10 protein-coding genes are annotated in these 13,446 nt (G+C 44.8%); 3 read left to right on the forward strand and 7 right to left on the reverse strand.

All coding sequences use genetic code 11. The annotated features are described in order from the left end of the window. Positions 1-72: 72 nt before the first annotated feature. The gene (locus tag DYADSP32_RS20810) at positions 73-732 is read right to left on the reverse strand and encodes an ATP-binding protein (protein WP_414618180.1); all 660 of its coding nucleotides are present in this window, start codon (positions 730-732) and stop codon (positions 73-75) included. A 61-nt stretch (positions 733-793) separates the two neighbouring features. After that, positions 794-1,534, reverse strand: coding sequence for an MIP/aquaporin family protein (locus DYADSP32_RS20815; RefSeq protein WP_149240957.1), 741 nt, complete (start codon positions 1,532-1,534; stop codon positions 794-796). Positions 1,535-1,691: 157 nt separating this feature from the next. On the opposite strand from DYADSP32_RS20815, the gene purB reads away from it, so the two are divergent. Beyond that, positions 1,692-3,047: an adenylosuccinate lyase gene (gene purB / locus DYADSP32_RS20820; RefSeq protein ID WP_149240956.1), complete on the forward strand. Its 1,356-nt coding sequence runs from the start codon at positions 1,692-1,694 to the stop codon at positions 3,045-3,047. 84 nt (positions 3,048-3,131) lie between these two features. After that, a complete protein-coding gene (locus DYADSP32_RS20825; RefSeq protein WP_149240955.1) occupies positions 3,132-3,704 on the forward strand; it encodes a Uma2 family endonuclease in 573 nt (190 codons plus the stop codon). A 57-nt stretch (positions 3,705-3,761) separates the two neighbouring features. Here DYADSP32_RS20825 and DYADSP32_RS20830 read toward each other — a convergent pair whose 3' ends face one another. The 5 genes from DYADSP32_RS20830 to proC all read right to left on the reverse strand — a co-directional run bounded on the left by DYADSP32_RS20830 (position 3,762) and on the right by proC (position 9,661). Further along, positions 3,762-6,314 carry an adenosylcobalamin-dependent ribonucleoside-diphosphate reductase gene (locus DYADSP32_RS20830; RefSeq protein ID WP_149240954.1) on the reverse strand — a complete coding sequence of 851 codons (2,553 nt, stop codon included), beginning with the start codon at positions 6,312-6,314 and terminating at the stop codon, positions 3,762-3,764. A 657-nt stretch (positions 6,315-6,971) separates the two neighbouring features. After that, positions 6,972-7,460, reverse strand: coding sequence for a YdeI/OmpD-associated family protein (locus DYADSP32_RS20835; RefSeq protein ID WP_149240953.1), 489 nt, complete (start codon positions 7,458-7,460; stop codon positions 6,972-6,974). Positions 7,461-7,615: 155 nt separating this feature from the next. Further along, the gene (locus tag DYADSP32_RS20840) at positions 7,616-7,981 is read right to left on the reverse strand and encodes a VOC family protein (RefSeq protein ID WP_149240952.1); all 366 of its coding nucleotides are present in this window, start codon (positions 7,979-7,981) and stop codon (positions 7,616-7,618) included. A gap of 149 nt (positions 7,982-8,130) precedes the next feature. Then, a complete protein-coding gene (locus DYADSP32_RS20845) occupies positions 8,131-8,757 on the reverse strand; it encodes a hypothetical protein (protein WP_149240951.1) in 627 nt (208 codons plus the stop codon). A 100-nt stretch (positions 8,758-8,857) separates the two neighbouring features. Continuing rightward, the gene (gene proC / locus DYADSP32_RS20850; protein ID WP_149240950.1) at positions 8,858-9,661 is read right to left on the reverse strand and encodes a pyrroline-5-carboxylate reductase; all 804 of its coding nucleotides are present in this window, start codon (positions 9,659-9,661) and stop codon (positions 8,858-8,860) included. A gap of 315 nt (positions 9,662-9,976) precedes the next feature. Here proC and DYADSP32_RS20855 point away from each other — a divergent pair, with 315 nt between their 5' ends. Continuing rightward, positions 9,977-13,396, forward strand: a complete 3,420-nt coding sequence (locus tag DYADSP32_RS20855) for a transglutaminase family protein (protein WP_149240949.1) — start codon at positions 9,977-9,979, stop codon at positions 13,394-13,396. The last annotated feature ends 50 nt before the right edge of the window (positions 13,397-13,446 follow it).

Raw genomic sequence — 13,446 nt, forward strand, 5'->3', positions numbered from 1 at the left:
GTAGTCCCGATTGGCGCAAGTTGCCGGAATAGCTGTAAAAACCTTCCGATAAAGTGGCTCAAGTTCCCGGAATTACTGGCTCAAGTTGTCCGGAATAAGTGGCTCTCTTTGCTCCGGAATATCCACTATATACGCATTAAGAATATCCTTGAGATAATTGTCTTTGTCTTCTGGGAATTCGGCCAAAACAACCTCAGGGAATCCTCCGAAACGGATAAAATCGTGATAGTACCCTTTCCAAACTTCATAAAACGTGAATAAAAATGGTGAAAAACGTTCAATTTGAATTCGGGAGGAGTCGACTCCTTTAAAATCTAAATACTCCTGAAAGTCTAGTGGCCACATTTCAAATATTTGTTTCCTACCAGCAAGACTTTCCGAAAAATGGTTTTTTAGATAAAATGAGCTTGATCCCGTAACAAGGAACTTAATTCCATACTGATCATATAAACTTTTTATGACACTGGTGCTATTGGGAACGAGCTGTATTTCATCCAAGGCGAGAACTGCTGGTTTGGTAAGATCTAAGCCCAATACTGTCAAACCTCTTTCAATGTCATTATAGGAAGTTTGGTTGAAAAGAACACGGTTTTCAATTCTCTCAAAGTCCAGATATAGCTTGTTGGAATGGCTTATTTTAGTAAGGAGATATTTCAAAGCCGTTGACTTCCCAACCCGCCTCATTCCAGTAATGACTGTGACTTGCTTTTTAGCTAAGTGGCGCTCCAGGATGGTGCATTTATTATTTGTTCCTAAGGTTTTTTTGAAGTAGGATTATGTTGATCAATCTGGATTAAAAATAGAAGAACCGCAGCAACAGTCCACCCACGATGGCGCCCACAATCGGTGCAACAACGGGTATCCAGCCATAACCCCAATCCGATGTACCCTTTCCAGGGATGGGCAAAAGGGCATGGGCTAACCTTGGACCCAGGTCACGGACGGGGTTAATCGCATAGCCAGTGGTACCACCCAGGGACAGCCCCAGGCTCCACACCAGCATGCCCACCAGGTACGGTGCAACACCCGAAGGTATTCCTCCCTTTTCAGGGTCAGAGGTGCCCGCATAACCAATGGCTACGATGCCAATGATGAGTAGAACAGTTGCGATGAACTCACTGATGAAATTACCTCCTGTGGAGCGAATGGCCGGATCGGTTGCGAAGCATGCCAATTTGGCTCCCGGGTCTTCTGTGGCTCGCCAGTGGGGTAAATACTGAAGGTAAACCAGAACAGCCCCCAGAAAAGCGCCGATCAGCTGGGCGGGAAGAAAGGTAGAGATCAAACTGTAATCCTGTCTTAAAACGGCAAAACCAACCGTCACAGCCGGGTTCAGATGTGCAGCTGCGCTTCCAAATGCATTGGCCACAAATACACCGATCATCACGGCAAAGCCCCAGCCCGCCGTTATAACGATCCAGCCTCCATTTTGCCCTTTTGTTTTGTTGAGGACTACATTAGCAACCACACCGTTGCCTAAGAGGATGAGAACCATGGTACCGACAAGTTCGCCGATGAAAGGTGAGGGTTGCATTGTGTTCGGGAAGTTTAAGGTTTAAAAAACGAATATGCGAATAGTTTTAAAATATCTACCACAAATACCAAAAAGAATATTTCGTATTATATATACCATTTTTCAAAGGCGATTTCTACTAACTTTGTCCTTTAACTTATCTTTTGTGTTGTAAATCATGTCTTTAAATCAACTTACGGCCATTTCGCCAGTCGATGGCCGTTACTACAAGCAGGTATCTGAACTGTCCACTTACTTTTCGGAATACGGCCTTATTTATTACCGGGTATTTATAGAAATAGAATACTTCATCGCGCTATGCGAGATTCCGCTGCCACAACTATCCGAATTTGATAAAAAATTATATGCGCAGCTCAGAGGGATTTACGAGAATTTCAATGAAGAAAACGCGCTTCATATAAAGGAAATAGAGAAGGTAACCAACCATGATGTCAAAGCGGTTGAGTATTTTATCAAAGAGCAGTTTGAAAAACTGGGCATTGAGTCCTATCAGGAGTTTATCCATTTTGGTCTTACTTCACAGGATATTAATAATACCGCCATTCCGCTTTCTTTGAAAGATGCATTGGAACGCCAGATCAAACCATTATTTCGCCAGGTACTATTTGTATTGAAGCGTATGTCAATAGAATGGCGTGATGTGCCCATGCTTGCATTCACGCATGGACAACCTGCTTCGCCTACCCGGGTAGGCAAAGAGTTCCTGGTTTTTGTGGAACGACTTGAAAGGCAACTCGAAATGCTGGATAAAATACCGCATTCAGCAAAATTTGGAGGTGCCACCGGCAACTTCAATGCACACCATGTAGCTTATCCCAAGCAGGATTGGATGGCTTTTGGCCACCATTTTGTTGAAGGTTTGGGTTTAAAAAGAAGCCGGCATACTACACAGATCGAGCACTACGACAATCTGGCCGCGACTTTTGATTGTCTGAAAAGGATCAATACCATTCTTACGGATCTTAACCGGGATATGTGGACCTACATCTCCATGGGTTATTTCAAACAGAAGATTAAAGCAGGGGAAATCGGGTCATCCGCCATGCCACACAAGGTTAACCCGATCGATTTCGAAAACTCCGAAGGTAATCTGGGCCTTGCATCTGCTCTGTTTGAACATTTTGCAGCCAAGCTCCCAATTTCTCGTTTGCAGCGAGACCTGACCGATTCTACCGTACTCCGAAATATTGGCGTACCACTGGCGCACTTGGCCATTGCTTTGAACTCCTGCCTGAAAGGTTTGGGCAAATTGGAACTGAACTCCGATATACTAAAGGCGGAGCTGGAGGAGAACTGGGCCGTGGTGTCGGAAGCAATACAAACCATCCTCCGCCGTGAAGGTTACCCCAAACCTTATGAAGCATTGAAAGAGTTGACGAGAACCAACGAAAAGATCACACATGATTCGATTTCACGTTTCATCGAAACACTCGACGTTTCCGAAGCCATCCGTGAAGAATTAAGGCACATTACGCCTTTTAACTTTTTAGGTGTTGTAGAGGAGACGAGGTGAAAGAAGTATGCATGTGAAGGAATTAAGTTTTTAGGGTTAAATTCGTTAGCGGTAATCTGTAATTTTGAAAAGGAGGCGTGTATTATGAGGTTAGCTATCAATATTCCACAAATAGACACTTTTTCTGACGAAGAGCTTTATGCATTTTGTCGGGCCAACCCCGAATTGCGTATTGAGCGAAACGAAAAGGGACAAATTGTAATTATGCCACCAACCGGAATAGAAACCAGTTTCAGAAATAGTGATCTTAATTTTAAGGTATACGCTTGGAACCTTACATCTCGCTTAGGCAGAGTTTCTGATTCAAATGGAGGTTATACGCTTTCAGATAGCTCTATGCGTGCTCCGGATGTGGCCTGGATATCCAATGAACGTCTGGCTACCATTTCTTCCTCCGACCTCAAAAGGTTCGCCCATGTATGTCCTGATTTTGTCATTGAATTAATGTCAGAATCGGATGAGCTGGAAGATATGGAACATAAGATGGAGAAATGGCTGGCGAATGGTGTCCGTCTGGGTTGGCTTATTGATCCTAAAAAGAAGATAACCTATATTTTTATTCCTGGACAAGACCAGGAAGCAAAAGCATTTTCGGAAAGTCTTTCAGGTGGAGATGTGCTTCCGGGATTGGAAGTGAAGCTATCTGATATTTTTTAGAGAAGTCAACTTTTCAAAAGTTGACTTCTCTAATTTGAATCTGACTTCGTTCAAAACTTACCCACACTTCGAAGACCCGCAATCCTTGCAAGTTAGGCATCCTTCCTGATACATCAGATTGGTGGAATTGCAATTCTGGCACATTTGCTTTTTCACCTCCGTGCCGTCGGGTACGTAACGTTTCAGCGCACGTGCAACCCCATTTTTCCAGGTATTGATGGATTCATCCAGTTGTAAGCTACTGATCAGATCCACTACCTTTTCAATCGGCATTCCATGACGCAGCGTACTTGAGATCAGCTTGGCGTAATTCCAATATTCGGGGTTAAACTTTTGGGATAGCCCCTCAATGGTTGTTTTATAGCCTCGGGTGTTCTTGTATTGGAAATCGTAGCGGGAACTACCATCGGCTTCACGGTTTTTGATGATCAAGCCTTCGTCAACCCATCGTGGGATAAGAATGCCATCTTCATCATCTGCAAAACCCGTGAAAATTTCATACGGACGATCATCAATTCTCCCTATGAAAGCAATCCATTTGTCTTTTTTATTTTGAAAACGAACCACATCTGCCTCCAGAACCTGTGGTCTGATGGTCGGGAATGGTGTATTCACCACTATTTCGGGTTCCTTTTGCTTATCATCCGCAGAAATAAGAACACCCGACCGGGAGCCATCACGATATACGGTAACGCCTTTGCATCCTGCTTTCCAGGCTTCCATGTAGCATTCACCAACCAATTCCTCCGTTACGTCATGCGGCATGTTGATGGTTACGCTGATCGAGTGATCCACCCATTTCTGGATGGCACCCTGCATTTTTACCTTGTTCAGATAATTTACATCATTGGAGGTAGCCTTGTAATAAGGTGATTTTTTTACGATATCTTCCAGGTCTTTTTCGGAGTAATTGATCGTTGTGTCATAGCCATTAATCTCCATCCACTGCTTGAAACGGTGGTGGAAAACAATATACTCCTCCCACGAATCGCCTACTTCGTCCACAAAATCCACACGAACATCCTTATCGTTCGGATTCACTTTTCTCCGTCTTTTATAAACAGGCATGAAAACTGGCTCGATGCCCGAACTGGTTTGTGACATCAGACTGGTGGTGCCGGTAGGGGCGATGGTCAGCAATGCGATATTTCTTCTGCCGTATTCCAGCATTTCATAATAAAGCTGCGCATCAGCCTCTTTCAGGCGTAGAATGAATGGGTTGTTTTTCTCTCTTTCTGAGTCAAAAATAGCAAAAGCTCCACGTTCCTTTGCGGTATGGACAGAAGCTCTGTAAGCTTCTAAGGCCACCGTTTTATGGATTTCAACAGAGAATTCAGTCCCTTCTTCACTACCGTACCGCAATCCCAGTGCTGCAAGCATATCGCCTTCTGCGGTGATCCCAATACCGGTTCTTCTTCCTTCGTTGGCCTTGGTCTGGATGTTTAGCCAGAGATTACGTTCGGTTCGCTTAATTTCGGCATCTTCCGGATCTTCATCAATTTTTTGAAGGATCGCGTCAATCTTTTCCAATTCCAGGTCAATGATATCGTCCATCATCCGTTGCGCCGCTGCAATATGCTTTTTGAACAAGGCCCAATTGAATGCAGCTTCTTTGGTGAACGGATTTTCTACATAGGAGAACAGATTGATCGCCAGCAAACGGCAGGAATCGTATGGGCACAAAGGGATCTCGCCGCATGGATTGGTAGAAACAGTTTCGTAACCGAGGTCGGCATAACAATCGGGAACAGATTCCCGAATGATGGTATCCCAGAACAAAATTCCCGGCTCGGCCGAACGCCATGCATTGTGTACAATTTTTTTCCAGAGTGTGCTTGCGTCAATTTCCTTTTGGTAGGTTGGCGTTGCACTATTGACCGGGTATTGCTGCCTGTAGGCGCTATTCGACTCCACGGCTTGCATAAATGCATCGTCGATCCTTACAGAAACGTTGGCACCGGTTACCTTTCCCGATTCCATTTTAGCGTCAATAAAGTTTTCCGAATCGGGATGTTTGATTGCCACAGAAAGCATCAGGGCACCACGGCGACCATCCTGCGCCACTTCCCGTGTAGAATTGGAATAGCGCTCCATAAAAGGAACAATGCCGGTGGACGTTAAAGCCGAATTTTTAACAGGTGAGCCTTTCGGACGGATATGCGACAGGTCATGTCCAACACCACCGCGCCGCTTCATGAGCTGCACCTGCTCCTGATCCACCTTCATGATCCCGCCATAGGAGTCGGCGGCAGAGCCGTTGCCAATCACAAAGCAGTTGGACAGCGATGCAATCTGGAAGGGATTACCAATACCGGTCATCGGGCTTCCCTGCGGAATGATGTATTTAAAATCTTTGATCAGATCAAATATTTCGTCTTCGCTGAATGGATTTGGATAGCGCGTTTCGATCCTTGCAATTTCCTTTGCGATGCGTCGGTGCATGTCATCCGGTGTTGCTTCGTAGATGGCTCCATAAGAATCCTTGAGGGCATATTTATTTACCCAAACGCGTGCGGCAAGTTCGTCTCCTTTAAAGTATTGAACCGAAGCCTGATACGCTTCATCGCTGGTGTAAGTATGATCGGTTGGTAGGGGATTGGTGACTTCCATGTGGTGTGATGGTACGTGTAATTTGGTGTTTTTGAAGGGATCAAAATTAATAATTTATTAACTCTGATCGGTAGCATTTCAAAAATGTTTGCAATGATAATTTACAGTATGCTGAAAACTAATAAGTTAATAGTCTCGAAGGGCCAAAATGTTTGCAAAAAAAATTTTTTTGACAGGGGTTGAGAGGCCTGTTCTGATTACCTGGCCGTTTGTGTATATTTGGTGCTTGGATGGTTGATTTGAAGAAGCGTATGAACAAAATTCTTTCCTTAAAACAGGTCAGGCGCTATTTTTCTTCCAATATTTTCAGGAGTTGCTGATTCGGGTATAACTTTTCTTCTGCCGATCTGGCTTTACGGAGTATATTTTTCGTTTCAATATCTGCTTTTGGTGGTAGCAGGGGTCAGTCGTTGTGAGGCAAGTTTTTGTCAAATTTGCTCATTTCTTCGAGAGTAGGTTTTACTCTTGTTTATAATACGAGAGTAAAAACATCCATAATTTACACGCGTATCGTTGATGAGCGTAAATTTTACACTCGTTTTGGGGTATGGCGTCAACTAGATGAGCGTTGTCTGAATCAAGGATATTAGAGCCCGCCTTTAGTATGTCCCGGATTAATTTTCCTCCAAAAGCAATTTCTGTATTTTTTAGCGCGCATCATTTTTCGCCTCTATATTTTTCTTCTTTTAACAGTTTGTCCAGTGTCTCTGCAATTCTCCGGACTTTCGTGTCGTCTGTTTTGGCTGAATAAATCCATTCAATAATCTGTTTTTGTTGTCTGTCCGTATAGTTCAAAAATGTTTTGTGAGCAATTGGCTCTTCCTTTAAGCAATCCAGAAATTCGTCCGGGATGTCTGTCGGCGCGTTGTCGGCATATAAAATTACACTAACCCAATCGCCTTCTTGCTTTCCTATTCTCTTTCTGATGTCCGCTTTCACAGGTAAAAATAGTTTTCCGTTACCCATCGGCATCAGCTTGTAATTCTTAATCTCAAATTCATCAATGCGTCCCTTTACTTTGACCCAACCAAAAGGTGCATGTTTGTCTTGCAATACTTCGGGAATAGCAGCATAGGTCCAGCCACCTTTCCCCGGATACTTTTCAAGCAAATATTTTTTGTTTACCAGTGGTTTTTCGGCTTCCAATTTTCTGTTGGGTTGATGTTTTCTGTTGTAATCATCGCCGACAGGCGGTTATCGGTTTGGCGATGTGGCGGATTTTACCGCAAAACGGGCCGGCCGTCACTTCAATAGAATTCCTGTTGGTAAAATTTGCAACACATTGGCATTGCTTACTTTGTTTATCGGGGTTGCAGGTTGAATACTGTGCCTGCCGGATCTTGTATCCAATGCATATTTTTCGGAAGTTCTTCAAGTTCGTCACAAGTTTCTACTCCGTTTGATTGCAGATAATTTGTCGCTTCTTCGATGTCTGGAACGGTTAGTTGTAGCCAAGTTTCTGAATGGGTGTAATTGTCAACACAGTCTAACCAAATAATATTGGCGCCAAATTTGACTTCGTGGGTTCTGGAAATTGTTGGATTGTCAATAGGTTTTTCTTCAACTTCCAATTTCAAAACATCTCTATAAAACGCAACCGTTTTGTCGTACTTACTCTTCGGAACTTTTATTGCAATGTTTATTCCTGCTTCAAATCTAACGTCCATGGTCCTTATGTTTTTTACTTTGTCAAATTACAGTTTTCTAAATTGTTAATCTCTGTCGGTGATCTGATTTGTGGCGCTTTATAATGAGAGGTAATGGTTTGCAGCTATTCGAAGGTCGGGACTTTTACCACAAAATTTGATTTGAAAAACTAATGTCTGTTTAACCACAAAACTGACTTTGGAACACGAAACTCCGCCTTTTGGGTAGCTGCTATGTTAGTGGCTAGCTTTCTTTCTTGTTCGTCATTGTATGTTTTTTCGTCACGAATGTAATAATCTATAAGTCTAAATGTTCCTGTTCTTTTAATCGTAATTATTTGTCTAGGAATTGCTGATTTAAAGTAAGGTTGTCTTGCTTTGATGCTAAATGGTCGCCACCCATTCATAAATAATATTTTAATTACCCCGACGTTAAGTACCTCCGTTACTTTGAAGTTTGCTGTACGTTTTATCCCAAGTACAAGGTCTATTTTATTACAGATGTTGACGTAAGCAAACACAGAAAATATCATTATTGGAACTGAAATCCAAAAGTTTGTCAATCTATATTGGTATTCGTCACTTGTCGTTGCTGGTGTCCAGTTACCCCAGCCGTAACGAGGTGCAATAAATGGAACAATGAATCCAAAAACACATAGTCCAAGAGTAGTTAGTCCAACTGTCGCCCAAGTAGATTTTTTAGAAAACGAAAATATTGAAAACTTGTCTGTCAAACTTTTACGTTCCCAGTCAAGAAGTTTTTCTTTGCGATATTTCTTGTCGATTACTGTCGTCATGAGGTTGCCACTAACATTGTAATATATGAATAATATGTAGTACGTTTTTGGTGTGCTTAGATTGTGGCGAGTCTAAATGTAATATTGGCAATAGCATTAATCACCCCTTCGACAACTCCGCCGACCTCACCTGTGCCGCAATAATGCCATCTTTCAAAGTTTCATCCAGGTGCCCGGCTTCAAACTGGCGTAACGCTGCTTCCGTTGTGCCGCCTTTGGAGGCAACGGCTTTGATCAGGTCGTCCAGCGATTTGTCGGCGGTGTTGATCAGGTGGTAAGAGCCCAGCATGGTTTGTTTCACAAGCAAGGCCGCTACGGATTCTTCGAAGCCCATTTGTTTGCCGGCGTCGATCATGGCTTTTACAACATAAAAGAAATAGGCAGGCCCGCTGCCGCTCAATGCAGTAACGGCATTGAGTTGTTCTTCATCTTCCAAAAACACAGAACGTCCGGTGGCGTTGATCAGGTTTTCTATTTTGCGCAGCTGATTTATTTCTACCTCCGGAGAAGCCGAATACGCTGTAATGCCCATTCCGAGCATAGCAGGCGTGTTGGGCATGGCGCGGATGACTGGTTTATGGTTCAGGTTCTTTTGAATCATTTCGATGGTAATCCCTGCCATGATGGACAGTACAACCTGCTTTTCGGTAATTACCTCACGCAGTGATTCGGATACGGAAAGAAAATCCTGTGGCTTCACGGAAAGTATAATGAGGTCATACTCGCCCACCTGCGGGGCAATTACGCCTGTGATCACGCCGGGTTGAAAGCTGCTGAGCTTTTCGGTCCGGTCTTCACTTTTCTCCACCAGCAGGAAGTCTTCTTTTTTTACAAGATCAAATTTCAGGAACGCCCGGGCGAAAGCCATACCCATGTTGCCGCAGCCAATGATTGCAATTTTCATTTCTTAGATTAAGGAGTTGGTAATTGATGTGTTAAGCGAATTACGCAACTTTTACGGACATTGTATGCGGGGAAAACGGAATTGCTTTGCACTGCATGGAATGAATTAGGGGAAGGGCACGTTAAAAATTATACCTTGCAGGCAAATGCCTGGGAAGGCATGCAGGATGTGACTATTTGAAATGCAGCTTAATGTTATTTTGTATTATAGAATAATTGTAAGGATATATTTTGAAAAATAACTATTATACATTTTTTTAGGATCCAAAAAATTGTACACTGCCAAATTATCTAAGATTATTGTAATACTCCAACTATGGCTATAAAAGTTGCTATTTCCCACAAAACCAAATATAAATTTGACCGGAGTGTTTCATTATCCCCGCATATATTTCGGCTGAGACCCGCACCGCATTCACGTACGGCCATCGAAGGCTATTCTTTTAAAATAAAACCAGAGAACCATTTTATCAATTGGCAGCAGGACCCTTTTGGCAATTATCAGGCGAGGGTCGTGTTTCCCGAGAAGGCTACGGAGCTGAGTATTGAAGTGGAGGTGATCGCCCGGTTGCAGGTTATCAATCCGTTCGACTTTTTTGTGGAGGAGTATGCCGAAAGTTTTCCATTCGCCTATGAAGAGGGTTTGAAAAAGGAACTGGGGCCATATCTTGAACCCAGGGAAGCGGGCCCGCAGCTTATGGAGTGGATCGCAAATAACCGGCCCGCGGATGGCATTAAGATTGTGGATTTTCTGGTGCATCTGAATCAGGCGATTTTCAATTCGATCGGTTATAATATCCGGATGGAAGTGGGTGTGCAGTCTTGTGAGGATACTTTGGCCATCAAAAGTGGCTCCTGTCGGGATTCGGCCTGGATGTTTGTCCAGGTATTGCGGCATTTGGGCATTGCTGCCCGTTTTGTTTCAGGATATCTGGTGCAGCTCACATCCGACATCAAGTCTCTGGACGGTCCGTCGGGGCCCGAAGAAGATTTTACAGATTTACACGCCTGGGCCGAAGCCTACGTGCCGGGTGCGGGCTGGATTGGCCTGGATGCTACTTCCGGGCTTTTTGCCAGTGAAGGGCACATCCCCCTTTGCTGTACACCCGACTACGCCAGTGCGGCACCGGTATCCGGTGCAACAGATATTTGCGAGGTGAGTTTTGAATTTGATAACAAAGTTTTTCGGATACACGAAGATCCGCGCGTTACCAAGCCATACACCGAAGATCAATGGGCTTCTGTGATGCAGGTGGGACATGATGTGGAAAAGGATTTACAGGATGGTGATGTTCGCCTGACGATGGGAGGAGAACCGACATTTATCTCTATTGATGATTTCGAGTCACCTGAATGGATCACGGCTGCGGATGGGCCTTTGAAAAGGCAACTAGCTTATGATCTGGCACTCCGGCTGAAAAATCGCTTTGCGCATGGCGGCTTACTCCATTTTGGCCAGGGCAAATGGTATCCGGGGGAGCCGTTTCCACGTTGGCAATATGCGCTTTACTGGAGAAACGACGGTGTACCCATGTGGCGAAATGATGCACTGGTTGCGAAAGAGGACGGGCCAAAATACACATTTAAAGGCGCCGAATTGTTTACGACCGAGTTGACAAAGTATCTCGGCATCGACACCAATAATATTACACCGGCCTACGAGGATCCTATTTACTGGGCCATGGAGGAGGGGAAACTGCCGGTGAATATTGATCCGTTGAAGGTCAATCTCAAAGATTCCATTGAGCGGAGAACCTTGGCCAGGCTTCTGGAAAAGGGCTTAAACAATCCGGCGGGATTCGTGTTGCCTGTAAAATGGAATGAGAAAGGGAAACACTGGTCGAGCAGTGCCTGGCAGTTTCGTCGTGCGCATTGCTTTCTGATTCCCGGAAACTCTGCAATCGGCTTCCGGCTCCCCTTGAAATCACTTCCGGAGATAGCCAAAGAACGGCGGGAGCAACCGGTTGAGCGGAGTCCGTTTGAAGATTTACCACCTTTGAAAGATTATAAATCATTGGTAGAGGGACGTTATGGAACGGTAGCACCTGCCTACGTGGCCCCGCTGAATGTGGTACCCGCAGATGATGAAGAAGACAAAAAGGACGTAGCGGAAAAGGAGGATGCGCTGCTTTTTGACATTCCCATTATCAAAACAGCCCTGTGTGTCGAGGAGCGTGACGGGATCATTTACGTATACCTTCCACCCACCGATTACCTGGAGCATTACCTTGACCTCATGGCATCCATAGAGGCAACTGCGGAAAAGCTGGAGATGCCGGTAAGGATTGAAGGCTACGCGGCGCCATCCGATAGCCGTGTTCAAAAACTGATCGTTACACCCGATCCCGGGGTCATTGAAGTGAACATCCATCCTGCCAAAAACTGGCAGGAGTTGGTAGATAACATCAGTGCGCTTTACGAGGAGGCATTTTTCTCTCGTTTGGGAACCGATAAATTCATGGTCGACGGACGCCATACCGGAACCGGCGGTGGAAATCATGTGACCATCGGTGGTGCAAAACCTGCCGACAGTCCCATCCTGCGCCGTCCCGATTTGTTAAGAAGTTTGCTCACCTACTGGCAGCATCACCCCGCACTGAGTTACTTATTCGCTGGTCCTTTCATTGGCCCGACTAGCCAGGCTCCGCGTATCGATGAAGGGCGTGATGAGCGCTTGTACGAAGTGGAACTAGCCTTCGAGCAAATTCCGGAGGGAGGAGATGTTCCTTTCTGGATGGTGGACAGGATATTCAGGAATCTGCTCGTGGATATCACCGGGAATACCCACCGCTCGGAGTTTTGCATGGATAAGCTGTATTCGCCTGATTCGTCGACAGGGCGGCTGGGTATTCTGGAATTCAGGGCATTTGATATGCCACCGCATAAGCACATGAACCTGGTGCAAACCTTGCTCGTACGCGCGCTGATCGCCAAGTTCTGGAAAGAGCCTTACAAGCATAAGTTGATCAGGTGGGGCACCGAATTGCACGATCGTTTCCTGTTGCCGCATTTTGCATACCTGGATATGATCGATGTGGTCAATGATCTGAAAAGTGCCGGATACAATTTCGATATTTCCTGGTTTGATCCTTTCTTCGAGTTTCGTTTTCCGCATTATGGCGGCATTACGGTTGACAATATCCAGCTGGATTTACGGCTCGGCATTGAACCCTGGCATGTGCTGGGAGAGGAATTGTCCAATTCGGGAACGGCCCGGTTTGTAGACTCTTCGCTGGAAAGATTACAGGTGAAAGTCAGTGGCTTTGTGGAAGGCAGGCACATTCTGGTGTGTAATGGATGCAGGGTGCCTTTGCGCAATTCAGGGATCAAGGGAGAATATGTTGCAGGCATCCGTTACAAAGCATGGAATCCGCCATCTGCATTACATCCTACCATCGGTGCCGATGCGCCATTGGTTTTCGACATTGTGGATACCTGGAATAACCGTATATTGGGCGGCTGTACCTATTTTGTGTCACATCCGGGCGGAAGGAGTTTTGATACCTATCCGGTCAATAGTTTTGAAGCCGAATCGAGGAAGATCAGCCTTTTCCAGGGCTTTGGACACACACCATCGTCACGGCAGGAGGTGCCGATTTTGGAAAAAAACACAGGCAGTGTTTCCAGGTTTATAGCCGAAACAAAAAAAGAAATGAAAATGGATACACCCATAGAATTGATCAATCCGGAGTATCCCAATACACTGGATTTAAGGAAATACTGGCATTCTAAATAAACAGAATGCCATTGACCAGTATGTAAACCCTGAATACTTTTAGTTATTTT

Origin of the sequence: Dyadobacter sp. 32 (assembly GCF_902506755.1) — a bacterium.
GTDB lineage: Bacteria > Bacteroidota > Bacteroidia > Cytophagales > Spirosomataceae > Dyadobacter.